Consider the following 24,328-nt stretch of genomic DNA (forward strand, 5'->3'; position numbering starts at 1 on the left):
TGCGGCCGAGCGGGTGGATTCGGCCGAAATCAATCGCTCACGGTCGCATCACGACCTTTACCGCACCGTCCTGCTTCTGCTGGAACATCTCATAGGCATGGGGTGCGTCCGCCAGCGGCAGGCGGTGGGTGGCGAAGCCGTCGACGCCGAGCGGGTCCTCGTCCGTCAGCAGCGGCAGGATGTCATCGGCCCAGCGACGAACGTTCGCCTGCCCCATCCGTAGCTGGATCTGCTTGTCGAACATGATCATCAGCGGCAGCGGGTCGGTCATCCCGCCGTAGATGCCGCTGAGGGACACCGTGCCGCCGCGCCGCACCAGCGCGATGGCCAGCCGGAGCGCCGCCAGCCGGTCGACACCGGCCCTGGCCGTGAGCTTCGCGCCCCACTCCCGCGGCAGTATGCCGGCGGCCCGCTGTGCGGTCCGCCCGACCGGGCTGCCGTGGGCCTCCGTGCCCACCGCGTCGATGACCGAGTCCGGGCCGCGGCCCCCGCCCGCCGAGAGCACGGCCTCGACCAGGTCGTCCTGGCCGTCGAAGTCGTTCAGGTCGAACGTCTCGATGCCGTCGGCGCGGGACCGCCGCAGCCGCTCGGGCACCAGGTCCACGCCGATCACGCGCCCGGCTCCCCGGTGCCTCGCGACCCGGCAGGCCATGGCCCCGATGGGGCCGAGACCCAGCACGCACACCGTGCCCCCTTTCGGGACGGCCGCGTACTCGACCGCCTGCCAGGCCGTGGGCAGGACGTCGGAGAGGTAGACGAAGCGGTCGTCCGGCGGCCCCTCGGGCACCTTGATCGGACCGTAGTGGGCCTGCGGCACCCTCAGGTACTCCGCCTGGGCGCCCGGCACCGCCCCGTACAGCTTGCTGTAGCCGAAGATCTCCGCTCCCATGCCGTACTCGATCACCTGCGTGGTCTCGCACTGGGTGGGCAGGCCGGAGCCGCACATCCAGCAGGATCCGCAGGCGATCTGGAACGGGACGACCACCCGGTCTCCGGGCCGGAGGCCGGTCACCTCCGGACCGGTCTCCTCGACGATCCCCATCGGCTCATGGCCGATGATGTCGCCGGGAGTCATGAAGGGTGTGAGCACCTCGTACAGGTGAAGGTCGGACCCGCACAGTCCGGTGGTAGTGATCCGTACGATCGCGTCCGTCGGTTCCTTGAGGATGGGGTCGGGCACCGTCTCCACGCGCACATCGCGTTTGCCCTGCCAGGTCACCGCTCGCATCGCCGTGTCCTTTCGCCTGGACGTCAAGGCCGTCTCGGCACGGTGCCCCGGGTACCCGGCGGAGAACGGCCGAAGCGGCGGAACCTGGCATTCCGCGATCAGCCGAGGGCGCGCAGATACGCGCCGACCCGCTCCACGAGCCGGGCCGTCTCACCGGCGGCCGTGGACGCATCGGCGCCCGCGGCGCTCAGCACGACCAGGCAGGCGCCCTCCCCCACCGCCGCGACGAAGAGGGTGCCGCTCTCCGTCTCGACCATCGTCCCGCGCACCCGGGCGGGCCGCCCACGGCGCCCCGCGCTCCTGGCCAGGCCGTCGAAACCGGAGGCGACCTCGGCCAGATGTGCCGCGTCCCGGCGGGAGAGCCCGCGGGAGGCGCTGAGGGTGGTCCCGTCCTGGGACAGCAGCACGGCATGGCGGACACCGGCGGCGCGGGCGGCCCCGTCGTCCAGGATCCGGTCGAGCAGGCCCGCGTCGAACGGGCCCGCGTCGAGCGGACCCCGGCCGAGACCGGCCGAGGAGCGGACGGCGGCTGCGCGGCGCTTGATCATGACGGTCTCCCTCGGTCGGCGCGCGCCGCGAGCGGGCGGCGCGCTCGGGGTCCCCCCATGGGCCACGGACCGTAGCCCGCAAGGGGGCGCATTGGGGGGCGCATTACGAACCTGTTGGAATTTGACAGAGAGAGATTTCTGAATGATTGCTCGATGCCCGAATCTGTTCTTAGATCGATCTGTTCTCAGCCGATCCGTGCTCAGGACGGCGACCCAAGGAGCCCCGCATGCGCCATGACCGCGCCCATGGAAACCACCGAGACAGCGCGGCCGACGTGAGGGACTTCTTCACGCCCCGGGCGGCCGACTGGGACAGCCGCTTCCCCGACGACGGCCCCGCCTATGCCGCCGCCGTCGCCGACCTCGGCCTGCGCGCCGGGGACGCGGTGCTCGACGCGGGCTGCGGTACCGGCCGCGCCCTGCCCGCGCTGCGCGCCGCGGTCGGCCCCCGCGGGACCGTGCTGGGCTTCGACCTCACGCCCGCCATGCTGGCGGCGGCCGTACGCGCCGGGCGGGACCGGGACGGGGTGCTCGCCCTCGCCGATGTCGCCGGGCTGCCGCTGCGCGACGGCTGTCTCGACGCGGTCTTCGCCGCCGGACTGATCTCGCATTTCTCCGACCCCGAAACCGGGCTGCGCGAGCTGGCCCGGGTGGTGCGCCCTCACGGGTCGATCGCGCTGTTCCACCCGGTGGGGCGCGCCGCGCTCGCCGCCCGCCACGGCCGGCCGCTCACCTCCGATGATCTGCGGGCCGAGCCCAACCTGCGGCCGCTGCTGGCCCGCTGCGGCTGGCGGCTGGAGGCGTACACGGACGAGGACACGCGCTATCTGGCCGTCGCGGTGCGTCAGGGCTGACGAGCGGGCCGCACACCGGCTGACGATCGCCGCGTATGGTCATGGACACACCACACCTTCGAGGCGCACGGCGGTACGCCACAATGCGGGCATGCTCGAACTCGCCATCCTCGGCTTCCTCCACGACGCGCCGCTGCACGGCTACGAGCTGCGCCACCGCATCACCGCACTGACCGGGCACGTCAAGCCGGTGGCCGAGAGCACCCTCTACCCGGCGATCAAGCGGCTGGAGAACGCGGGACTGCTGGCCCGGGAGACGCGGCCGGGCACGGGCGCCGCTCCCCGGCACGTCCTGAGCCTGACGGCCGAGGGCCGCGCCGAGCTGCGCCACCGTCTCGCGGATCCGGCCGAAGGGGATATCACGGACGAGAACCGCTGGTTCACCCTGCTGTCGTTCCTGCGGCATCTGGACGACCCCGCGCGGCAGTCCGCCGTGCTCGAACGCCGGCTGGCCCATCTGCGCCGTCCCTCCCGCCTCTTCTACGAGGGTGACCGGCCGCTGCGCGCGGAGGAGGTGGAGGATCCCTTCCGGCGGGGCGTCCTGACCATCGCGCGCGCCGCCGGACAGGCCGAACTGTCGTGGCTGCGGCGCACCCTGGACGCGCTGCGGGCCGGGGACGGGAGCTGACACCGAGCACGGTACGAAGTCTCGACGCCGCACCTACCGGCTGGTTAGGGTGCGCCGGACGAAGAACCGCAAGAGGAGGCTGCCGTGTCCGCCACGGAGGAGTCGGGCGAGGACGCGCTGTACGTGCTGACCGCCGTGCTGCTGACGCCCGCACAGTTCCCGAGCGTGCTCGGCGACGACTATCCCGAGGCGTGCGCCGCGCTCGGGCTGGAGCCGTACGAGCCGGGCTACGGCCTGGTGCTGGGGCAGGACGGCCAGGGCGCCCGCTGGACGGTGGTCACCGACGATGTGTCGCTCGTGGCGTGCGCCATCGCGACCTGGGACTGCGGCATGGAGTACGAGCTGTCGCTCGACGACCGGACCGTGGTCGCCTCCCTGCCCGGCTGGCCGCTCGCGGTGGCGGTGGCCGCTCCGGGAGTGCCCGCGCCGCACGACCCCGCGCCCGACGCGCGGCCCGGGGGCGCGGCCCGGCCGCCGCTCGCACCGCCGGACTCCGGGCAGTGGGGCCCGCCGCAGCGGCGGCTCGGCGCGGATGAGATCGCGCTCCAGTGGGCGATCTGGCGAGATCAGGTGGACAGCGAGGTGACGTTCGTGGCCCCGGGCGAGAAGCCGCACGGGGGCGTGCGGCGTGTCCTGGAGGAGGCGCGCGGCTATCTGGACAAGCCTCCGCCGCTGGGCCGGATCCGGTCCGCGTTCGCCGCGGGTGACGCGCGGACGCTACGGGCCGACGGGCCGGGGTGGAGCATGGTGGCGCGGACCGACGACATCGCGTTCGTGCTGCTGGACGAGGCGCCGGGCGAGGTGCTGCCGGTCGGCCGCGGTCCGGAGCTGCCGGGGCTGCTGACGGCGCTGGACGAGCTGGCCGTACGACCGCACTGAGCGCGGGGACCGGCGCGGGGCAGCCCACGGACGACGCCCGGGCGAGCTGCGGACGGACGTCTGTGACCGGCCGGGCGGGGAGCCGGGACGATCCGCGATCGGTATTGCGCGGTCACTCCCAGGCGCGCGTCACCCCCGCTCCCGAACCCGGCCGGCGGCCCTATGGCCCGCCCGGGCGCCCGGGCCCGGGGGTCAGCGCCCCAGCTGCTTGCGAGAGACCCCGCGCAGCCTGCGCCGCTGCGACGGGTCCAGCAGCAGATAGGCGGCCACCGGCACGCCGACCATCACGAGCAGCGCGGCCCAGAAGGGCAGCAGCCACAGCAGGATCACACCGGCCACCACACCCCCGGCGGCGACCTTCGCGCGCGTGGACATCGCACCCGCCTCCTTAACCCGGCCCATAGCCGTATTCACTCCTCACAACGGACACCGGCGGCCGCCGGTTCCACATCCGCCCCGGCGTCCTGTACCCTCGGCCGCCCACCTGCAGTAGTCAAATTTGAGGAATGCGTCAGAGCTGTGACCCCACCCTCCGCGACCACCGCCTCCGAGATCGCCGAACTCTGCCGCTCCACCGCCGTCTTCCTGCCCGCCGACCCCTCGCGCGCCGGGCGCGTCGCCTTCTGGCGGCCGGACGGGCCGCCGCCCGGCGGGCCGTCCGGCTCAGCGGAGGAACTCACCGTCGTCGTCCCGGACGACTCCGCGGGGATCCGCGCCCGCGCCGTACGTGCGCGAGTACTGCCCCTGCCCGACGCGCTGCCCGTCCTCACCCGGGCCCGGGCGCGGGCCGCCGCGCGGCCGGGCGGAGAGCCGCCGGACCGGGCAGGTGCCGACCCCGCGACGGCCTTCTGGGGTGCCGCCGCCGTCCTCGCCCTGCAACTCGCCGCCCGCGGCCGCCTGCTGCCCGGGCTCACCGCCACCGATCACGACGCCTGGCGTGTCGGCCCGCTCGACGGCGACGACCTGGAGCGGGTGCGGGAGCTTGCCGCCACCATGCCGCCCGCCGCCCACGCGGTGCCGCTGCCCGGCACCGGCCCCCTGCTGCTGCCCGACCCCGAACGGCATCTGCGCGCCTTCCTCGACGCGGTCGCGGACGGGCTGCCGCGCTCCCCCGCCGCGTCCAAGGCCGCGGGCGGCCCCGCCTTCGCCGCCACCGCCCCGCGGCGGCTGCCGGAACAGCGCGCCTGGGCGGCCGATGTCGCCGCCGGGCACGACGCGGGCGTACGGCTGTCGCTCCGTATCGAACTGCTCCACGGAGCCGGCGACAGCGGTCCCGGCTTCCGTGCCGTCCTGCAACTGCACAGCCTCACCGACCCGTCCCTGGTCGCGGACGCCGCCGAGGTGTGGGCGGGCACCACGCCCGCCGGGGCGGCGCTCGGCCCCCGGGCCCGGATGGAGGCCCTGCTCACCCTGCGGCGCGCGGCCCGCGCCTGGGCGCCGCTCGCCCCGCTGCTGTCCGCCGCCGTGCCCGAGGCGGTCGACCTCGCCGACGAGGAGGTCACCGAGCTGCTGGGCCCGGCGACCGGGGCGCTGGACGCCGCCGGGGTGAAGGTGCACTGGCCCAAGGAGCTGGTGCGCGGGCTCACCGCGCGCGCCGTCGTCGGCCCGGACGACTCCCATGAGGCGGACGAAGCGGACGGCCCCGAGAGGGCCCAGGGGCCCCGGATGCCCTCGTTCCTCTCCGCCGACGCGCTGCTCCGCTTCAGCTGGCGGTTCGCCGTCGGCGACCAGGAGCTGACCAAGGAGGAGCTGGACCGGCTCGCCGAGGCCGGTCGCCCGGTGGTGCGGCTGCGCGACCAGTGGGTGGTCCTGGACCCCGAGTCGGCGCGGCGCGCCCGCGACCGTCAGGACCGCAAGCTCGCCCCCGTCGACGCGCTCGGCGCCGTCCTCACCGGTCGTGCGGAGGCCGACGGCGCCGAGGTCGAGGTGCGGGCCACCGGCTGGCTGGCCGCGCTGCGCGACCGCCTCGCCCGGCCCGGGGAGCCGCGGCCCGGGGAGCTGCGGCCCGGGGAGTCCCGGCCCGGGAAGGACGACGGCGGGCAGCCCGTCGCCCAGCCCGCGGCCCTCGCCGCCACGCTGCGCGACTACCAGCTCCGGGGCCTGGACTGGCTGGTCCGGATGACCTCGCTCGGCCTCGGCGGCTGTCTCGCCGACGACATGGGGCTCGGCAAGACCATCACCCTGATCTTCCCTGTCAAGTCAGCATGTTGAGTCATTGAGGTCCGGCATCCGGGCCGCACACGGCGGCGGGAACATCACCCAACTCGCCGCGCCGCACAACCGGATCACGGCGGCCGCCGGTGTCCGCATTTGGAATGCAGGCCAGCCCTGTCCCGGCCTGTGACGCGACCACGAACCTTTCCCGTGGACTCACTGCCTTTCCCGTGCACGGGAAAATATCACCGGCATTCAAGGGAAACGACGGAATGCATGACACGAAGTGCGGTCAGCAGTAAGGACATAGACGCAACAAGTAAGTCAAGACTTACCTTTAGGGAACTTTAGCCGTATGGTGCGGCTCGAATCGAAGGAGTCCCTTGTTGTCAAACATAAATGATTTGGCCGTGCGTGCGGTTGAATCGGAGCAAGGTTACGTGTCCTCGTTGTATGAGCTGCTCACCGAGCGGCTTTCCGAGGCGCGATCGAACCGGGCGAGTGTGTTGAAGGCCCCGGCGGACGGCGCCAGCGAGGCGTACGAGAGAGAGGTCGCCGCCGACCGTCTGACCAAGGAGATCGGCCGGTTGGAAGGCGCCGAGAAGGGGCTGGTCTTCGGGCGCATCGACTGGACGGACGGCACGGCCCTGCGCATCGGGCGGATCGGACTGCACACGGAGGAGGACGAACTGCCGCTGCTCGTGGACTGGCGCGCGAACGCGGCGCGGCCCTTCTACGAGGCCACACCGGTCCACCCGATGGGTCTGCGGCGGCGTCGGCACCTGCGCCTCGAGGAGCGCACGGTCATCTCGGTGAGCGACGAACTGCTCGACGGGACCGTCCCGACCGACGAAGACGTCGTGGGGGACGGCCCGTTGACCGAGGCTCTGTCGACACGGCGTACGGGCAGGATGCACGCGGCCGTCGCGACGCTGCAGGCCGAGCAGGACGAGATCGTCCGCTCCGCCCACCGCGGGGTGACCGTGGTACAGGGCGGGCCCGGCACCGGCAAAACGGTGGTCGCCCTGCACCGGGCGGCGTACGTCCTGTACGCGTTCCCGCGCGCCGCGGAGGAAGGCGTCCTCGTGGTGGGCCCCAACGCCCGTTTCCTTGACTACATCTCCCAGGTCCTTCCCTCGCTCGGGGAGAACGACGTCGATCTGGCGACCTGTCAGGAACTCGCCGGAGTGTCCCCGGACGCGGTGGACCCGTTCGACACGGCGCGCCTCAAGGGCGGCCTGGACCTCGTCGACGCCCTGGCCGGCCTACTGCGAGACCACCAGGCCCCCGCCGGTGACTTCACCGTCCGGGTCGGGCAGGAACTGGTCCACCTGTCCGAGAAGGAGGTCGCCACTGCACGCGCCGCCGCCCTGGCGGCCGCATCCGGCCACAACCCCGCGCGACAGGTGTTCAAGGAACTCCTGGTAGACGCCGTCACCGACGCGATGCAACGGAACATGGGCGACCTCCTGGAGCAGATCGACGCCGATGCCGAGCAGATGACGGGCCTGAACCTCGACCGGTTCACGGGGGTCGCCCAGCACCGTGCCGAGGGCGCCGCCGACCCGGGTCCGGTCCACGAGCTGGACCTGGACGCCATCGGGGCCGATCTCCTCGACGACGCCGGTGTCGACCGGGCGGTCGAGGCGCTGTGGCCGAGGCTGGTACCCGGCGACCTCGTGAAGACACTGCTGACGGATGCCGACGCCCTGGCCGAGCGCCTGCCGAACCTGACCCCGCGGGAGCGGTCCCTTCTCCTGCGTGCCCCGGACGCCCCGTGGACCGATGCGGACGTGCCGTTGCTGGACGAGGCGGCGAGCCTGGTCGGCGGCCCGCCCGAGCGGACGTACGGGCACGTCGTCGTCGACGAGGCGCAGGAACTGACCGCTATGCAGTGGCGGATGATCGTCCGCCGCTGCCCGGCGAGGGCGATGACGCTGGTGGGTGACTTCGCCCAGTCGGGCCCGGCCACGACGGCACGCGACTGGAAGGAAGCCCTAAGCCCGCATGTCGGGACGCGGTTCAGACTGCACGACCTGACGGTCAGTTACCGCACCACGCAGGAGATCCTGGAGAGCGTCCGGGACCTGCTCGCGCGGATCGCTCCGGACCAGCGGCCCACACGGTCACTGCGCAGCGGTGAGAGCCCGCGCACCGTGACCACACATGGGGACGGGTTGGTCACCGCCATCGTGGAGGAACTGCGCGCCCAGAGCACCGCGCAGCCGGACGAACTCCTGGGAGTGATCTGCGCGGACACCCGGGTGAGCGAGTTGACGGCTAACGGCATCGCCGACCACGCACGCATCGTGCCCGCGTCCGAAGCACGTGGCCTCGAGTTCGACGGGGTCGTCGTCCTGAACCCCGAGGAGATCGTCACGGCCCGCCCCGGCGGGGAGAGGGACCTGTACGTGGCCCTGACCCGGGCCACCAAGCGCCTGTGCACCATCGCCACCCAGCCCGCATGAGGACGCGGCGCCTGCGTGGTCGCCGCGGGCGCACAAGTGCCCCGACGCGCCGTCAACGTACGCACTGGTGTAGCCCTGGCCTCCCTGCTCAGCCTGATATCCCGCCTTCCGGCGTGTGTCGTCCAACGAGGGGGTCGGCGACCGGGTCCCTGCAGACTGAGACCGACGGAGTCCGCGACCTGCTCTACCCGTCCGAGGGGTTCGCCTCGGACGGGTAGGCGACCACCAGGCTGTAGTGGATTCGCAGCGCGGGATAGTATCTCGCGTTACCGCTCACCGGCTACCTGGTCCCGCCCGCAGCGGAGTGACGTTGCTCGGGCGCCCGCTGAGTACGTCCCGCAACTCCTCGTTCTCCAGGGTCAGTCGCGTGTTCTCCGCCAGGAATCCCTGGACATCGTCGCGAAGCCGGACGATCTCCTTGTTCTTGTTAGCGATGGTGGTCTTGAGGTCGGAGATCTTTCTACGGAGCCGGATTTCGACATCCGGAGTTCCGCCCCGGGCCCTGACTCGGTCGTAGAACTTGTTCTTGAGATCGGTGTGCCGCTGGGTCAGGGCGTTGCGGGGAACCTCGGCCTCGATAGCGAGGGCGACGATGGTGAGCGCTCCGTTGGAGCGTTCAGGAGTGCCGTCGAGGATGCGGTCCATGGAGACGCGAATGCGGTCGCGTTCGTCGGGTGCCGGGCTCATGCCGTGATGTCCTCAATAGTGAAGCGGGTGCGGTCATGTTCGTCAGCTTGGTCACGGAACTGCTGGGCTGCCACGAGACCGCGGTCTGCCAGCAGACCAGGAACGTGGTCGGCTTCAATCTCCAAGTGCTGGGCCCGTTCGCGGAGCGCGATTGCTTGCCAGTCGGTTCGGACAATGAGCCTTTTCAGCGTTGCCTCTCCAGGGCGAGTACGGCTTTGGTGATGACGCTCATGCGGTTTGGACTGATCCGGGATCTGCGGAAGACCTGCCAGGACTTGAACCGTGCCATGCCGCGTTCGAACGGTGCCCGGGCTGCAGACAGGGCCCGGTTCCTGGTTCGCTCGGTGGGGGTGAGTTCGCCGCCTGGCGGGCGGCGCTTGGCGGTGGTGATCCAGTCGCCCGCACCGATGTAGGCCATGTCGGCGAGGATCGGGACGCCCTGGCGTGTGCAGATCCGGAGGATCTTGTGGGTGCGGGCTGCCGTGAGGTCGTGGGTCCGGCCCGGCAGTGCCGGCGACAGCCACAGAACCTGGCCGGTCGGGTCCGTGACGACCTGCACGTTCACTCTGTGCCGCTTGTTCTTCGCTGAGTAGTCGGCTCTGCCGTCGCCGACGCGTTCGCACTCCGCGAGCGTGCCGTCCAGGAGGACGAAGTCCGGGTCGTGCTCGGGCAGCGTCTTCAGCAGGCCCAGCGCCTGCTCGGCGAGCAGACCGGTGACCGCGGTGACGTAGGCGTGGGCGGTGCCGACGGATATTCCGAAGGCCAACGGCGATATGGGCGAGGGTGTCGTGGCGGCGCAGGTACACGAGTGCGACCAGCGCATGGCGGTGCGGCGGGAGTTTGCACCGTCGGTCACCCTCACGGGTGACGATGAGCATCGTGGCCCACTCGACCAGGGCGTGGGGCAGGTCGAGTGCGGCAGGATACGGAACCAACAGGACTCCTGTGCTGCTGAGTTGCGACGTCGAACACCTCCCTCAACGGCACGGGAGCCCTGCCCGTTGCGCATCCGCCCACACTCCGGCCCCGTCACCCGATCATTGGCCACGCTGAAAAGGCTCAATGGCTCGAGCGCGAGCAGCGGGCTCAGCCTCTGGATCACCCGGCACACCGTCAAGGACTAGACACCGAAGAGCGGCCCGAGCTGCCGCATGGTCAGGTCCGTGCGGTAATACACGACCACGATGAGGACCCGCTCGGCCAGCGGCAGAAACCACGGCCGACCCCAGTGCGTGCCGTTGCCGCCTCGCTTCCCGCACCGCCTTCAACAGCTGCCCGAACTGCTCCAACCGCAGCCCCGTGGGTGTTTCCACCCACACGCGTTCAGCCCTCAACACCCTGGCCTACACCGGAGATGCCCAATTCACAGCCTTGTGCCACACCCTTTAGGAGGCGCCGCTGTGTGACAGTCAAGCCGGTTGAACAGTTCCCGTCAGGACTTGGAGCTGGGCCGACCGGGAATATGGCTGAGAATGGACTTGGAGAAACCCCCATCGACGCAGACATCTTGGCCGGTGACATATCCTGCCAACGGGCTGACAAGAAACTCGATCACGTTCGCAATATCCATCGGGTCGCCAATTTTCGACAACGGGATGATTTTTTCCCGCGTTTTCTTGACTTCGGAATCGAGGTACATTTGTTCAGTCATCTGTGTGCGAGTCATGCCCGGGGATACCACGTTCACACGGATTCCGTCAGGCGCCCATTCCAGTGCGAGCGTCTGAGCCAACATCGTGAGTGCAGCCTTGGTCGGACTGTAAGCACCCGATTCGGCATGTGGGAGCTGGCCGGACATCGAAGAGGTGAAACAGGCGGACCCGCGACTACCCTTCAGGTGCGGGTAACTTGCTTTGGCAAGCAGCCACGCCCCGCGGAGGTTGACGGAGAACATGCCGTCCCAGTCCTCGAGGGAGAGATCCTTGAGTGCGCCAGGGCTGGCGATTCCGGCATTTGCCACCAGTGCATCCAAGCCGCCAAACTCGTCCACCACAGCGGTTACCAGGTGACCGGGTATGTCGGGATCACCCAGGTCTCCTGTCAATGCAATGGCTTTGCCGCCCATCGACTGGATCGATCGGACGACCTCGTCTTGTCGCGTGTTCGCAGTGAGGCCGGATACCGCGATCATCGGCTGTTCGCCACGGGCAAGGGCTGCCTCTGCAATCCTCACACTTGCAGACGCGCCGATGCCACTGCTTCCGCCACTGACCAGAACTCTCATTGCACACTCTCCTTGTATATTCCCAGCGGGCCTACTCAGCGACCCCCGGAGTCACTCTGAACCCCGAGCGTCGAAATCAGTCTCCGAGATTCCAACCCTCTTCACTGAGGTCACGCATCGCCTTCGCGAATTCTTCAAGGGTGTTCTCTTCGCGGATGACTTCGAGCACGACGTTGTCGACCCCGAGTGTTTCTTGGACTACTTTACCCAGCTCGTTCCAATCGATCACCCCAGTGCCGATGGGGTCGTGGCCCCACGTTTCCGTCCCCGTGTCGGATATATGTATGAGTGCAACCGATCCGTGGTGCAAGCGCAGGCTCGATACGGGATCCTCCCGGATGTAAGCAGCGTTCGCGACGTCGTACACGATTTTTAGTGCATCATCATTGACCGTGCCGACGATATCTGCCAGTTCCCCAATCGTCGGTGCAAAGCAGTAGGGGGTGTTCTCGAAGAGGAGTCGTTTTCCCGCCCGCTTGGCTAGCGGAATCAGCTCTTCCAGGCTTTCGTGCATCCACCCGTGGACCTTCTCGAGCGAGGGGGAGATCATAGGACGCCGCGTGCCGGGTGAAATCACAACTTCCGGGACATCCCAAGCTACTGCAAGGTCGATCACCGACGTGATGTGCTCGATGCTCTTTCGGCGCATGCTGGCGCCAGGGCTGGCCAGATTGATGTCGTATCCGCCGGCATTCAGGGAGCGGATCTTGGCACCGTTCTCGTTGAGCGTCGCCAGCATTGCCGAACGCTCGGAGCTGGAGATCTCTTCCGGCCAGCAGTGTGGAGAGCTGATGGGAACCTCGAAGGTGTTGTACCCATTCTGGACCAACTCGGATATCGCATCGGTCGCCGTTGCCGACCAAAGATATGAAAACGTGTTGATGATCATTGGGCTTTCCCTTCAATCTTTGAGGTGTCCTCATCGTGCGCTCGGGAGCAGGGGCGGCTACGACCGGGATTCCTTGTACTGTTCAGGGGCTGAACGGGCAGCAGTGAGCTCTTCACACTCCGCCGCGAGCGAGTACAGGCTTCGCTGAGCACACGTTCCCACTGCTCGAGCCGGGCAGCATCGGCCGGATGAACTCCCATTCCGCATCGGACAGTTCATGACGACTCCGTGCTCAGGGTGGAGTCGCTCCATCAACTGCCCATCCCCAACCGGGCGCCGCCGGCGACATCCAGACTCAGACCGGTCAGGTAACGGTTGGCCGGGTCGGTGAGGAAGGCGATGGTCGCCGCCACCTCCTCCGGCTCGGCGAATCGGCCCATCGGGATCTGCGCGGCCCGCGCCTCGCGGGCGCGCCGGTCCCCCTCGGGGTCGCCGCCGCCGGCACGGTCGGCGAGCTGCGCCCACATGGCGGTGTTGACCGGGCCGGGGCACACACAGTTGACCGACACGTTGTCCGGGCCGAGTTCCAGAGCCAGCGACCAGCAGATGTTCAACACGGCCGCCTTGCTGGCGTTGTACGGCACGTACGCACGACGGGCTTCCTTCGCGGCGACCGAGGCCACCGCGACCATGGAGCCGGAGCCCTGGGCCTTCATCACGAGGCCGACTTCGCGCAGTACGGAGAAGGCACCCGTGGCGTTGATCGCCATCACCCGGGCGAACTCGGAGCTCGGGGTGGTGAGGAGGTCCGGCTCGTTGCCGAGGACTCCGGCGGCGTGCACCAGGACGTCGATCGCCCCGTACTCCGCCCGGATCCCGGTCACGGTGTCGCGGATCGCCTGCTCGTCGGTGACGTCGAGTTCGCGGAAGGCCGTGAGCCACTTCGGGAGGTTGTCCGGTGCTGTGCGGTCGCAGCCGATGACCGTCGCGCCAGCTGCGTGCAGCCGTTCGGCGGTAGCGGCTCCAATTCCTCCGCTGGAACCGGTGACAAGCGCGATCTGGGACGGGGCGGTCATGGGGCGTCCTCCGTAGATGCCGTGGTTTTCGTGGATGCTGACCATTACTCGGCTTCAGATTCCGCAGGGGGCGTGGTGTCAGTGGTGTGCGTGCCCGCGCGGCCCGTCTCCGGCAGCGTCAGGTAGACGATGAGGCAGATCAGGACGATGGCCGTCATGTACACCGCCACGCCCATGGGGTGGCCCGCCTCGACGAATGAGCTGGCGATGAGCGGGGCCGTCCCACCGAGGGTCGCGATGACGATCTGGTGGGCCACACCGATGCCGGACACGCGGACGGCGGCGGGGAACAGTTCGGCCTGGATCGTCGGGTAGACGCCCTGCCAGATGGCCAGGACCACCCAGCCGCTGACGGTCACCGTCACGTATACGCCGAATCCCGGCTGCTGCAAGAGCAACAGCAGCGGGTAGAAGAGCACCACCATGCCCGCGGCCCCGATGATGGGGAAGGGCTTGCGGCGGCCGATGCGGTCGGACAGGGCTCCGCACAGCGGCACAATGATCACCAGCAGGCCCAGCCCGATGGCGTTCCCCGCCAGGGCGGAGTCCAGGTCACGTCCGGTGGTCAGGTGTGCGTAGGTGGGCAGGAACGTGGCCCAGGTGTAGTAGGCGACAGCCGGGGCCGACAGAGCCGCGGTCTGCAGCAGGGCCCTGGGGTGCCTGCGCAGCAGTTCCCGCAGACGCAGGGTCTCGGGCTTCTTGTCGGCGGCGGAGTCCTCGACAGCGGCCTCGAACTCCGGGGATTCGTCGGCGCGCGAGCGCAACAACAGCCCGACGATGCCGAGGAGGCCGCCGATGGCGAACGGGATGCGCCATCCCCACGTCTCCAGGTCGTGGGTGCTCAGAGTCGAGGTGACGATCGCCCCCATGCCGGTGGCGGCCAGCGTGGCCAGGCCGCTGGCCGCGTTCGACAGCGAGCCGAACAGGCCGCGCCGGTCGGTCGAGCCGTTCTCCACCATGTAGGCGATGGCGCTCTGCGACTCGCTGCCGGCCGAGATGCCCTGCAGTACGCGGGCGAGCAGGAACAGCAGCGGCGCCGCGTAGCCGATCGCGGAGAACGGCGGGGTGAGCGCGAGGATCAGGCTGCCCACGGTCATGCCGCCGATCGCTACGGCCATCACGACGCGACGGCCGTAGCGGTCGGCCAGCGGGGAGATGATGACGCCGCTCAGCGGCCGGACCACGAATCCGATGGCGTAGGTCAGCAGGGCGCTGATCAGCGACATCGCCGGGCTGCTGCCGGGAAAGATCTGGCTTGAGAAGACGGCGGCCAGGAGGCCGTAGACGTACCAGTCGTACCACTCGATGAAGTGGCCGACGGTGCCGGCCAGGATGTTCAACCGCCTTCTGCGGGGCGGGGCTTCTCCTTCGGCCGAGTTGGAGGGGGAGTTCGGTGAGGTTATTCTTGGTGCGTTCGCCATTGAGCGCTCCTCAGTGCAGTGAGGGATGGGGCTGTGCGAACAAGCGGCGGGTGAGAGCGCCGCGGTCCAGGTTGTTGGGCCGAAAGTGTCGGCGGTTCCGGAAGTCTTCTTCGAGCGTGGATGTCGTCGACACCTGCCTCGGTGCGGTGCCGTTCGAGGCTCGCGGGGGAATCAGCGCGTTGCGTGGCTGGCCCAGGTGCGGCCCTCCTGCTCCTTCACGGGGAGACCGGCGGCCTGCAGGATGTCGTCGAGGAGCGCCTGCGTGCGGGCGGCTTCCCGCCCCGACGTGAGCGGCGTGCCACGGTCTCGTGCGCGGTCGAGGAAGTGGTGGACGGCGGCGGCGAAGCCGAAGGTGTTCGTGGCTGTGGCCCAGCCGAAGGCCTCGGGGCTCATCGAGCGCACGGTGCTCACACCCTCCCGGGTGAGGGTCACCGTGTCCGGAGCCACCACCTCGGCCGAGCGCTCCGCGCCGTAGGCATCCAGCTTTTCCGCCCACGCACCGGCGGTCCGTGCCGCCGTCAGGACGCCAGTGCCGCCACCGGCGAAGCGGATCAGGGCGGAGACGCCGTCCTCCTGCCACGGGTCGTCACCGGCGGCGTGGGCGGAGACATCGACCGGCTCACCCGGGCAGAACCAGCGCAACAGGTCCACCATGTGGATGGCGTTCTCGAAGGTCGCGCGGTACTCACTGCCGCGGCGGTTCTTCTGCGCGACGCAGAACGCGGCGCCGGCGTCCCCGAACTCCTCGCGGGCGGCGACGTAGGACGGCGCGAAGCGGCGGTTGAAGCCGACCATCAGGACGCGCTCGTGCTCGTCGGCGAGGTCGGCGAGCCGCTCCGCGTCGCTGGTCGCGGTCGCGAGGGGCTTTTCGCAGAAGACGTCCACGTCCGCCTCCAGCGCGCTGCGCACGCCGGCGACATGCTCCGACCTCGGGGTCAGCACGAACAGGGCGTCCAGGTCACGTCCCAGGGCCTGCTCGACGGTCCGGACCGCGGTGGAAAACCCCCACCGCCGGACCAGTTCGGAGGGGTCCTCGCGCCGGGACACCAGCACGTCGAGCTCGACGTCGTCCCGTGCCACCAGGGTGGGCAGCTGCGCGATGTGCGCGATGTTCCCAGCGCCGACCACGCCGACACGCAGCGGGGTCGTGCTCATCGGGACACCTCCGCGGGCGTGAGACCAGCGGCCTGGTCGAGGAGAGCGCGGAGCGTGCGGGCGGACCGGGCGAAGCCCTCCTCCGGAGCCGGGAGGTCCTGCGGGTGCCACCGGTACTCGTACTCGAGGCTGAGGACGTCGTCGTAGCCGTGCTGCTTGACCGCCCGCAGGATTTCCGCCCAGGGCACGACGCCCTCGCCGACGACGCGGGAGCGTACCGCCCGCTCGTCCGCCTTCACACGGGCCGTCTCGGAGGCCACGAAGGGGGCGTTCGGGTCCGTGAAGACGAGGTCCTTCACGTGGACGTGCCCGATCAGGTCGCCCTGCTCCCGCAGCGCCTCCGGCCATGCCTCGTCGTGGGTGAAGGTGAGATTCGCCTGGTCGTACAGGACGCGCACCGCGGGCGAGTCCACCTCACGTATCAGCCGGGCCGTGTCCTTGGCCGACTGCGTCATGGTGCCGAAGTGGTTCTCCACGCACAGGAGCGCTCCGGCGTCGGCGGCGAGCGGTACAAGCTCCGTCAGTGCCGAGCGTAGGCGCTCCCAGTGTGCGGCGTGGTCGGTTCGGTCCGCGCCCCAGGAACCCGCGTACACCCGGATCCGGGTGGCGCCCACGCGATGGGCGCAGTCGATGGCCGACCGCAGTTCGTCGAGCGCGGCGCGACGCTGTGCCGGGTCCTCGTGGTTGATGCCGGTGGTGTACGGAGCGAGCCCCATCACCGGTACGCCGAGATCGTCCGCCACGCGGGCCGCCTCCGCCGCGGCGGCATCGTCCCCGATGGGCAGTCCGCTGCGGTAGTCGTTCTGGTAGATGACCTCGGCTCCCTCCAAACCGGCGGAGGCGAAGAGTTGCAGCGCCTCCGGGAGGGTCTGTTCCGGTGTGCCGAGGGTGTGGCCAATGATGCGCATTACAGGTTCTCTCCGGTTCGGGAGGGGTCGGTCCAGTCGTCGGGGCCGACCAGGGGTGGCGGGCTGTGGACGCGGGAGCGGTCGACGAGCTCGATCAACAGGCCCCAGGGCGCCCGGAGATAGGTCCACCGGTTGCCCGCGACGCGCGGGCTGTCGGGGCCGACCTCCTTGGTGTGGCCCAGCAAGCGGGCACCGTGCGAGCGGAGGTGTTCGACGGCGGTGTCGACGTCCGCCACGGTGAAGCACAAGTGGTGGCCACCCGCGTCCGAGTGGCGCGGGTACTCGCTCCGCTGGTCGGTGCTCCACCACTGGAACAGCTCGACGTTGAGGTTCGGCGGCATGCGCAGCATGGCGAGTTCCAGATGGGCATCGGCCGGGACCTCGAAGTGCGCGGGCATGAAGTCGGCGTCGGGCCCTCGCGTCGAGCGGTAGAGCTCCTCGGCGCCGAAGGCATCTGTGAAGAAGGTGACCGCTTCGCCGAGGTCGGGCACCGTGAACGCGACATGGTCCACGTGCTGGAATCCTGCGGGCAAACTCATCGGGGCACCTCCGCGGTCGACTCACGAACCAGTAGATCGGGGGCGAGGACGACATGTGCCGTCTCCCCGTCCTTGAGGAGTTTCTCGGCGAGGTCGATGGCGATCACTCCCATGTCGGCGATGGGCTGGCGGACGGTGGTCAGTCGCGGGTTGTACCGGGCGCCGAATTCCAGGCCGTCGAAACCCATCACCGACACCTCGTCCGGGACGGACACACCACGCACACCAAGAGCGGAGATGAGGGCGAAGGCGACCATGTCATTGGCCGCGATGACCGCGGTCGGGCGCTCCTCGCGTGCCATGTCCACCAGACGCTGGGCGGCCCGCTCCCCCACATCCGGCCCGGTTCCGCCGTCCAGGACCGTTGCCGGCATGCCCAGCTCCGCGGCCAGCCCCTCGTAGGCGGCCAGGCGGTCCTTGGACGTGTACGCCCCGGAGATGCCGGACACGTAGGCGATGCGCCGATGCCCCAGGCCGTGCAGGTGGTCCACGGCGAGTGCGATGCCCTCGGCGCTGTCCACCGTCACGGTCGGCACCTGTGCCTCCTCGACGCGGTCGATGACGACGACCTTGCTGCCGAGGGCGACGTTCTGCAGCTCGTCGAGGTCCACGGTGGTCGACGGCGCGACGATCCCGAACGGCGCGTACATCTCCTGAAGGGAGGTCAAATAGGCATTCGTCTGGGCCACTTCACCGCCGGTCACGCACAACACGAGCTGGTACCCGCGGTCGGCGGCCGCCGCGGCCATGGTCCTCGCCAGCTCACCGTAGAAGGGGTTGGTGATGTCCGGGACGATCAGCGGAACCAGCCGGCTCGCACGGCGGCGCAGGGCCTGTGCCAGAGGGTTCACCCGGTAGCCGAGGCTCTCCGCCACCTCCAGGACGTGTTTGCGGGTCTTGGCATTCACGGCTTCCGGCCGCGAGAAGGCGCGGGAAACCGTGGAGCGATGCACACCCGCCCGGGCCGCGACGTCGTCGATGCTCACCTCAGCCATGGCTGACCTCCAAGGACGCATAGGAGGACCGCCCGTACGCGGCCCAGATGAGGCTCATCGTGTCGGCCAGGTCGGCCAACGTCGGCAGCCCGGCGAAGCCGTCCGCCCAAGTGTCGGCCACCTGCCGGACGAACACGTCGTACAGCGGGTCGCTGTCCACGTCGATGGTGCTCGACTCGGTGACACCGTCCAGGGCGCGCGTGAACGAGACATGGCCTGAGGTGCCCACATCGACGTATCCCTCGCTGCCCGCACTGGTGAAGGAGCAGTACCGCTTGGCGGGGCTCGACGGGAAGGCATAGCCGACCTCGATGATCGCCTCGCTGCCGTCGTCGCCCGCCAGTACGAGGGTGGCGTGATCCTCGACGCCCTCGCTGTGCAGGCTCGCGGACATGTTGGCGGCCACGAGTTCCACACGGCGGGCGCGGCTTCGCCGCAGGAAGAGGTCGATGAAGTGCGGCGCCAGGTTCACCAGACACCCCCCGCCGGAGCGTGCGGGGTCGAGCATCCAGGAGCTGCCTGCCGCGTAATAGCGCTGCGGCGGGCCGGCAACGAAGCTCGTACGTTGATACGTCGGCGCACCGGCCAGGGACAGCGCGTGGTCCACGGGGCCGCCGCGCTGGACGAAGGGGACTGTCGCAGCCACCCCGGCTGCTGCGGCCGCATCGCGAATCCGCTCCACGTCCTCGGGCCCCGTGCCACCCGGCTTCTCGACCACGAACGGGATGCCGCGCTCGACCAGGGCCAGACAGGTCTCCACCATGCGGTCGTGCGGGACGAAGACGTAGGCCAGGTCCAGGGGGCCGGCGTCCAGCGCTTCGCCGACTTCCCCGTAAACGGCCGCGTCGAGGCGTCCGGCGATGCCGGTGACCTGGTCGGGCTCCTCGTCCTGGACCAGCACGACATCGTGAGTGTCCCCCCAGGCACTGACATGCAGGGGTACGTGCCAGTGCCGGGCGCCCAGCACGGCCGTTCGCGGACGTCTCACGATGCGTCTCCCAACTGTCGATACAGCGCAACTTCTACTGATTGTGCTCTTCGAGACCAGCCATTGCAATCGATTGCTGCGATCGATTGCAATACCGAAACAGAGCTGCTTAAGCTCTGTCAACACCCCCGCCGACATCCGATTTCGTTGAGGTGACCCCATGCGCAAGCTGCGCACCTTGAATGCCATCAGTGACACGGGGACGGTGCTGATCGTGCGCCTCCCCACCGCCGAGGCCTCCTACGAAGTGGCCCGCGAGGCCATCGCCGGAGGGATACGCGCGGTCGAGGTCACGCTCACCACGCCGGGCGCACTGGACGTCATCCGCCGGCTGAGCGCGGAGTACCCCGAGACTGAGATCGGCGCCGGCAGCGTCCTCGACGCGGTATCGGCGTACGCGAGCATTCAGGCCGGAGCGCGCTTCCTGGTCAGCCCCCAGGTCGACCTCGGCATGCTGGAGACCGCCGGCCGCTACCAGGCCGTCAGTATCTGCGGTGCCGCGACGCCCACGGAGATCGTCCAGGCCGCCACGGCGGGCGCCGACCTCGTCAAGCTGTTCCCCTCGTCGGCCCTCAACCGCGACTACGCCCGTGCGGTGCTCGAACCGCTCGGGCACATCCCTCTGGTCCCGGCCGGTGGTGTGTCCCCGGAGAACGTGGCCGAGTGGTTCGACGCCGGAGTCGCGGCAGTCGGTGTCGGAAGCTTCATCACCAAGGCGGGGCAGCGCGACGACGCCGGGCCGCACCCTGTCCGCGCGGCGGCCCGGACGTTCCTGGAGGCGGTGGCCGATGCCCGCGCCTGACCCGGCGCCCCCCCGCGTCCGGAACACCACCGGCCTTCGTCGCGATCGGCCCCGCGGGCTCGGGGAAGTCCCATGTCGCCCGGGAGCTCGCACGTCGGCTGCGGGCGGTCTACCTCGACAAGGACTCCCTGGCCGGCGACCTCGTGGACGTCGCGCTCGAACTGGTCGGCCGGCGCGCGGGAGGCCGCGAAGACGACCCGACCTACGTCGAGCGGTTGATGCCGACCGAGTACAAAGCGCTGTTCGCCACGGCGGCGGACAACCTGCGGCTCGGCCTGCCCGTCGTCCTGGACGCGCCCTTCGCGGCATACCTCGCCGACCCCGGCTTCTTGACCACCTCCGCCGACCGCGCCTCCTGGCCCACGGGGACACCCGTCGTCGTGGTCGAGGTACGGACCTCCGAGGAGACCGTTCGTACCCGACTGACCCAACGAGGCCTGCCACGGGACCGGGCCAAACTGGCCGACTGGCCCGCGTTCTGGCGACAACTGGGGACGCAGAACTGTGCCTGGTCCGGCGCTCGGCACATCGTCGTGAACAACGACGGGGAACCGGACCTCGATGATGTCGTGGCGCTCGCGCGCAGTCAGCAGCTCTCGACGTTCTCGTAGGGCTCTACGCGGCCGACGCTCTCCCTGAGGACGAGGTCGAGCAGTCCGGGGAACCGCCGGTCCAACTCTTCCTTGCGCAGCTGTGTTGATGCGGCGGGTGCCGACGTCGTGCTGCCGGATGAGGCCGGCCTCGCGCAGGACGCGGAAGTGGCGGGTGAGCACGGAGGCGGCGACATCGGTTCCACCGGCGTTCCCGGCGACCTGATGACCGCGTACTACCAGCAGCAGGCGAGCGCCGGACTGATCATCAGCGAGTGCACCGACCCCGACCACGGGTCACAGGGATGGGTCGGTGCGCCAGGCGTCGCCACCGACGAGTAGGCGGCCGGCTGGCAAGAGGCGACCGAGGCGGTGCACGCCGAGGGCGGACACATCTTCCTGCAGATCATGCACGGCGGCCGCCGCATCCTGGCCCCAGCGCGATCACCATCGACGGCAAATCGTTCACGGCGAAGGGCGAACAGCCCTTCGTGGGCCACACCTCACCGAGGCCGCCCGACCGGCCGCCGACGACGAGATCGCGCGCGACATCCGACGGCAGGTCGCGGTCCCGCTGCCGCACTTCACCACTGAGGCGGCCCCGGCAACCCTCGGCGGCGGCACCGCTGGTCAGTCGGTCTCTGTCAGGGCCTCATGCGCGGCGGCCAGGATCCGTTCGGAGAGTTCGGTGCCCTTGGTGGCGCGGGCCAGGACGAGCGCGCCGAACAGGGTGCTCAGGCGGGCGAGGCCGTCCTGGTCGTCATCGCCGAGGAACTCGGCGAAGTCGGCCACCCCCTCGGCATAGACGCGGCGGGCCTCCTGATCGTCGGGGGTGCGGGCGATGTCGGTGGCGAGCGCGGCGATCGGGCAACCGCTTGCCGCGTTGTCGCGGTGCTCGACGGAGAGATAGGTGTCGATCAGCGTGTACGGGGAGTTGTCGCAGGGGCGGGTGAGCTGTCCGGCACAGGACGTCCACCGGGCCGCGCGTCTGCGGCTGGCCGAGATCGCGGCGAAGAACGCGCCGCCCCCGCTGGACACCACGCTCGCCGTGGTCGCCACCGACGCGGACCTGCCGAAGGCGCAGGCGCAGAAGGCCGGCACGGCGCACGACGGCATCGCGCGCGCCGTGCGGCCGGTGCATCTGCTGAACGACGGGACCACCGTGGTGACCGTCGCCGTGACGGTGATGAGCGCCGCGCCCACGGTGGCCGTCGCCTGAAGTGCGTCACTCACAGCGTCCCCCAGGCGGTTCGTCCCAGCGGACGAGGAGGACGGGTAGCGCGGCGAACGCGGCGAACACGATGGCGGTGATCCAGCCGCGCGGGTTGTCGTTCAGCGGGATCCAGCTGGCCAGGAAAGACACGGTCCACGGCATGGTGACCGCGGTGAGGGCGGCGAACCCGGGCCAGTCGTTGTCGCGGCGGAATGCGCACGCCACCGCGATGAGCCCGGCCGCGATCCACGTCGAGGACCACAACGCCATCGGCGCCAGACACCACGGTCGCCGCCCTGCTGGCTCTCGCCGTCATCGCCGTTCGCTGGGCGCTTGGTCCGCAGACCCTCGACGAGTGGGAGTGCCTGGCCGATTGCCCCAAGTGCGCCGAGTCGGAGCCGGGGGTGTGCGGAAGGGCGCCATCGCTCAAGATTTAATTTCAGCGCCAGCCACGGTTCCGTTGATCCCCGGGGCCGGTCTTCACCCGCTGGCGCCCCCGCCGCTGACCGACCACCAGAAGGCGGAGGACCCCGGCGAACACATCTCGCCGGGTGCCTCCAACTTCAAGAGCAATCTCACCGATAACCGCTGTACCGATGTTCCCCATGGCTGGCGACCGCCTCATGAGGGCGTCGCTGCGCGCCGCTGATCGCGAGTCTGCGGTGCTGCTGCCCGGTCCGGAGCAGTTGCCGGTGCGCTTCGTCGAGCACCACCTCGTCGTCCGGGCCGCGTATCCGCCCCGGCGTCGGTCGCTCAGGCGGCGAGGGCGGTGCGGCCTGCGGCGTAGACGCGGGCGACCTCGGCGACGCGCTTGCCGAGCTCGGCGGCGGTGGCGATGTCGGCCTTGTGTACGCCCTCGGCTCCCTGGTCCATGTTGCTCTGGGCGGCGGCGCCGAGAAAGAAGCCGAGGCGGTTGAGGTCGTTCTCGGACGCCGTGGAGGTGTTCCAGCCGGGCATCAGGCCGAGGCCGACCCAGTGCATGTGGTGCTGCGCGGCGAGCACGGTGAAGTACTGCAGGGTGTTGAGCTTGTCGCCGCTCTTGCCCCCGGCGTTGGTGAAACCTGCGGCGATCTTGTCCTTCCACACCTGGTTGAACCAGCGCTTGGAGCTGGCCTCGGCGAAGGCGTGGAAGACGGCGGAGGCGGTGCCCATGTAGGTGGGCGAGCCGAAGATGATCGCGTCCGAGGCGTCGAGCAGGTTCCACTGCTCCTCGGAGATCTCCTCGACGTTGATCAGGTGGGCGGTGGCGCCGGCGGTGGTCACGCCATCGCGGACGGCCTCGGCGAGGACGGAGGTGTGGCCGAAGCCGGAGTGGTAGGCGATGGAGACGACAGGGGTGGTCACGTTACTTGCTCCTTTGGATTTGCATGTCGGGCCGCGCGGGATCCGGGCCGCGGGGCCTGTGAGTACTCTTTGCTCAGCCGGCGTTGATCGCCTCGGCGACGGTCCACGTGTCCTCGTACAGGTGCAGGCGGACGATCCGGTCGTCCTCGACCGTCAGGTGCATGGCCGTCGGTGTGGTGAACTCCTTGCCGTTGGCCGCGACGGTGTGTGTGAAGGCCGCCAGCAGTACCACGTCACCGCCGTCGACGATGATGCGCTCCAGCGCGGCCTTGCTCCTGCCGTCCGTGAAGTGCGACCACATCGTGGTGAAGTACGGCGCGACCTCCTCCCGGCGGGTACGGCGCCCGGTCCAGGGCAGCGCGTCGCTGCCGGGGACGTGCCAGTCGATCTCCTCGGCGAACAGTTCCTGGAGGCCGTCGGGGTCATGCTTTGCGAGGCGCTTCACGAATTTCTCGGCCACGGTCCGCGAGGTCTGGGGGTCTGTTGTCATCGTCCTTGTCCTTTGTCTCTTCGTTTGCATCAGGTGTCGGTCGGGCCTCAGCCCTGGAACGGCAAGTGCGGTCGAGCCCCTGGCCGGCATGGCCCGCGCGGCGTGTGCCGCCCGCCTCGTCGGTCCGGTGCCTCAGGCCCGGTCGGCCTGCGGGTTGGTGAACATGTGGTTGCCCGCCACCGCGTCCTTCGCGGGCACTTCGTCCTGCAGGATGTCCCAGTGCTCCACCACCAGGCCCTCCTCGAAGCGGAAGATGTCGACCACCACGAGGGGCGTCTCGGTGCTGCCGGAGTACCTGCCATGGATCA

At 69.8% G+C, this 24,328-nt stretch carries 22 protein-coding genes and 6 pseudogenes; 8 read left to right on the top strand and 20 right to left on the bottom strand.

Features of this window, described 5'->3' with window-relative positions:
• Nucleotides 1-37 precede the first annotated feature (37 nt).
• Both ABZ562_RS18570 and ABZ562_RS18575 read right to left on the bottom strand, forming a co-directional pair.
• Nucleotides 38-1,228, bottom strand: a complete 1,191-nt coding sequence (locus ABZ562_RS18570; protein WP_361480323.1) for an alcohol dehydrogenase catalytic domain-containing protein — start codon at nt 1,226-1,228, stop codon at nt 38-40.
• 98 nt (nt 1,229-1,326) lie between these two features.
• On the bottom strand, nt 1,327-1,776 hold the full coding sequence (locus ABZ562_RS18575) for a roadblock/LC7 domain-containing protein (protein ID WP_361480326.1): 450 nt from the start codon (nt 1,774-1,776) through the stop codon (nt 1,327-1,329).
• Nucleotides 1,777-2,003: 227 nt separating this feature from the next.
• Between ABZ562_RS18575 and ABZ562_RS18580 the strand changes: the two genes are divergently transcribed.
• The 3 genes from ABZ562_RS18580 to ABZ562_RS18590 all read left to right on the top strand — a co-directional run bounded on the left by ABZ562_RS18580 (nt 2,004) and on the right by ABZ562_RS18590 (nt 4,137).
• Nucleotides 2,004-2,630: a class I SAM-dependent methyltransferase gene (locus ABZ562_RS18580; protein ID WP_361480329.1), complete on the top strand. Its 627-nt coding sequence runs from the start codon at nt 2,004-2,006 to the stop codon at nt 2,628-2,630.
• A gap of 91 nt (nt 2,631-2,721) precedes the next feature.
• Nucleotides 2,722-3,258, top strand: a complete 537-nt coding sequence (locus ABZ562_RS18585; RefSeq protein ID WP_361480332.1) for a PadR family transcriptional regulator — start codon at nt 2,722-2,724, stop codon at nt 3,256-3,258.
• 84 nt (nt 3,259-3,342) lie between these two features.
• Nucleotides 3,343-4,137 carry a hypothetical protein gene (locus tag ABZ562_RS18590; protein ID WP_361480335.1) on the top strand — a complete coding sequence of 265 codons (795 nt, stop codon included), beginning with the start codon at nt 3,343-3,345 and terminating at the stop codon, nt 4,135-4,137.
• Nucleotides 4,138-4,329: 192 nt separating this feature from the next.
• On the opposite strand, the gene ABZ562_RS18595 is transcribed toward ABZ562_RS18590, so the two are convergent.
• Nucleotides 4,330-4,512, bottom strand: coding sequence for a hypothetical protein (locus tag ABZ562_RS18595; RefSeq protein ID WP_055553795.1), 183 nt, complete (start codon nt 4,510-4,512; stop codon nt 4,330-4,332).
• 144 nt (nt 4,513-4,656) lie between these two features.
• On the opposite strand from ABZ562_RS18595, the pseudogene ABZ562_RS18600 reads away from it, so the two are divergent.
• Nucleotides 4,657-6,324 (top strand): annotated as a pseudogene (locus ABZ562_RS18600) (SNF2 helicase-associated domain-containing protein); the annotation flags it as partial.
• A 407-nt stretch (nt 6,325-6,731) separates the two neighbouring features.
• Nucleotides 6,732-8,759 (top strand): ATP-dependent DNA helicase, encoded by a 2,028-nt coding sequence (locus tag ABZ562_RS18605; RefSeq protein WP_361480337.1) that lies wholly within the window; start codon nt 6,732-6,734, stop codon nt 8,757-8,759.
• Between the two features lie 273 nt (nt 8,760-9,032).
• Here ABZ562_RS18605 and ABZ562_RS18610 read toward each other — a convergent pair whose 3' ends face one another.
• The 12 genes and pseudogenes from ABZ562_RS18610 to ABZ562_RS18665 all read right to left on the bottom strand — a co-directional run bounded on the left by ABZ562_RS18610 (nt 9,033) and on the right by ABZ562_RS18665 (nt 19,581).
• Nucleotides 9,033-9,446: a hypothetical protein gene (locus ABZ562_RS18610; RefSeq protein WP_361480340.1), complete on the bottom strand. Its 414-nt coding sequence runs from the start codon at nt 9,444-9,446 to the stop codon at nt 9,033-9,035.
• A gap of 184 nt (nt 9,447-9,630) precedes the next feature.
• Nucleotides 9,631-10,381: pseudogene (locus tag ABZ562_RS18615) on the bottom strand (transposase family protein).
• 95 nt (nt 10,382-10,476) lie between these two features.
• Nucleotides 10,477-10,783, bottom strand: a pseudogene (locus ABZ562_RS18620) (transposase family protein); the annotation flags it as partial.
• A 95-nt stretch (nt 10,784-10,878) separates the two neighbouring features.
• Nucleotides 10,879-11,670: an SDR family oxidoreductase gene (locus ABZ562_RS18625; RefSeq protein WP_361480343.1), complete on the bottom strand. Its 792-nt coding sequence runs from the start codon at nt 11,668-11,670 to the stop codon at nt 10,879-10,881.
• A 76-nt stretch (nt 11,671-11,746) separates the two neighbouring features.
• Nucleotides 11,747-12,559: a sugar phosphate isomerase/epimerase family protein gene (locus tag ABZ562_RS18630; RefSeq protein WP_361480346.1), complete on the bottom strand. Its 813-nt coding sequence runs from the start codon at nt 12,557-12,559 to the stop codon at nt 11,747-11,749.
• Between the two features lie 251 nt (nt 12,560-12,810).
• Entirely contained in the window at nt 12,811-13,575 is a 765-nt protein-coding gene (locus ABZ562_RS18635; protein WP_361480349.1) for an SDR family oxidoreductase, read from the bottom strand.
• A gap of 44 nt (nt 13,576-13,619) precedes the next feature.
• A complete protein-coding gene (locus ABZ562_RS18640) occupies nt 13,620-14,915 on the bottom strand; it encodes an MFS transporter (RefSeq protein ID WP_361480352.1) in 1,296 nt (431 codons plus the stop codon).
• A gap of 252 nt (nt 14,916-15,167) precedes the next feature.
• Complete coding sequence (locus ABZ562_RS18645; RefSeq protein WP_361480355.1) at nt 15,168-16,151, bottom strand: Gfo/Idh/MocA family oxidoreductase; 984 nt, start codon at nt 16,149-16,151, stop codon at nt 15,168-15,170.
• Nucleotides 16,148-17,059, bottom strand: a complete 912-nt coding sequence (locus tag ABZ562_RS18650; protein ID WP_361480358.1) for a sugar phosphate isomerase/epimerase — start codon at nt 17,057-17,059, stop codon at nt 16,148-16,150. Before ABZ562_RS18650 ends, ABZ562_RS18645 begins: the two co-directional genes overlap by 4 nt.
• Nucleotides 17,059-17,598: a VOC family protein gene (locus tag ABZ562_RS18655; RefSeq protein WP_361480361.1), complete on the bottom strand. Its 540-nt coding sequence runs from the start codon at nt 17,596-17,598 to the stop codon at nt 17,059-17,061. Before ABZ562_RS18655 ends, ABZ562_RS18650 begins: the two co-directional genes overlap by 1 nt.
• A complete protein-coding gene (locus tag ABZ562_RS18660; RefSeq protein WP_361480364.1) occupies nt 17,595-18,593 on the bottom strand; it encodes a LacI family DNA-binding transcriptional regulator in 999 nt (332 codons plus the stop codon). Before ABZ562_RS18660 ends, ABZ562_RS18655 begins: the two co-directional genes overlap by 4 nt.
• Complete coding sequence (locus tag ABZ562_RS18665; RefSeq protein WP_361480367.1) at nt 18,586-19,581, bottom strand: Gfo/Idh/MocA family oxidoreductase; 996 nt, start codon at nt 19,579-19,581, stop codon at nt 18,586-18,588. The genes ABZ562_RS18660 and ABZ562_RS18665 overlap by 8 nt, the downstream gene beginning before the upstream one ends.
• Before the next feature lie 160 nt (nt 19,582-19,741).
• Here ABZ562_RS18665 and ABZ562_RS18670 point away from each other — a divergent pair, with 160 nt between their 5' ends.
• Nucleotides 19,742-20,383, top strand: a complete 642-nt coding sequence (locus ABZ562_RS18670; protein ID WP_361480370.1) for a hypothetical protein — start codon at nt 19,742-19,744, stop codon at nt 20,381-20,383.
• Between the two features lie 44 nt (nt 20,384-20,427).
• A complete protein-coding gene (locus ABZ562_RS18675; RefSeq protein WP_361480405.1) occupies nt 20,428-20,994 on the top strand; it encodes an ATP-binding protein in 567 nt (188 codons plus the stop codon).
• Here ABZ562_RS18675 and ABZ562_RS18680 read toward each other — a convergent pair.
• Nucleotides 20,970-21,168 (bottom strand): annotated as a pseudogene (locus tag ABZ562_RS18680) (helix-turn-helix domain-containing protein); the annotation flags it as partial. The gene ABZ562_RS18675 and the pseudogene ABZ562_RS18680 sit on opposite strands and share 25 nt — an antisense overlap.
• Nucleotides 21,169-21,603: 435 nt before the next feature.
• Nucleotides 21,604-21,894 (bottom strand): annotated as a pseudogene (locus ABZ562_RS18685) (TetR/AcrR family transcriptional regulator); the annotation flags it as partial.
• A 1-nt stretch (nt 21,895) separates the two neighbouring features.
• On the opposite strand from ABZ562_RS18685, the pseudogene ABZ562_RS18690 reads away from it, so the two are divergent.
• Nucleotides 21,896-22,150, top strand: a pseudogene (locus tag ABZ562_RS18690) (P1 family peptidase); the annotation flags it as partial.
• Nucleotides 22,151-22,198: 48 nt separating this feature from the next.
• Here ABZ562_RS18690 and ABZ562_RS18695 read toward each other — a convergent pair.
• The 3 genes from ABZ562_RS18695 to ABZ562_RS18705 all read right to left on the bottom strand — a co-directional run bounded on the left by ABZ562_RS18695 (nt 22,199) and on the right by ABZ562_RS18705 (nt 24,020).
• Nucleotides 22,199-22,456, bottom strand: coding sequence for a hypothetical protein (locus ABZ562_RS18695; RefSeq protein ID WP_361480372.1), 258 nt, complete (start codon nt 22,454-22,456; stop codon nt 22,199-22,201).
• 483 nt (nt 22,457-22,939) lie between these two features.
• Complete coding sequence (locus ABZ562_RS18700; RefSeq protein ID WP_361480375.1) at nt 22,940-23,530, bottom strand: flavodoxin family protein; 591 nt, start codon at nt 23,528-23,530, stop codon at nt 22,940-22,942.
• 73 nt (nt 23,531-23,603) lie between these two features.
• Nucleotides 23,604-24,020: a nuclear transport factor 2 family protein gene (locus ABZ562_RS18705; protein ID WP_361480378.1), complete on the bottom strand. Its 417-nt coding sequence runs from the start codon at nt 24,018-24,020 to the stop codon at nt 23,604-23,606.
• Between the last annotated feature and the right edge of the window lie 308 nt (nt 24,021-24,328).

The organism is Streptomyces sp. NPDC019937, from assembly GCF_040631655.1.
Lineage (GTDB): Bacteria > Actinomycetota > Actinomycetes > Streptomycetales > Streptomycetaceae > Streptomyces.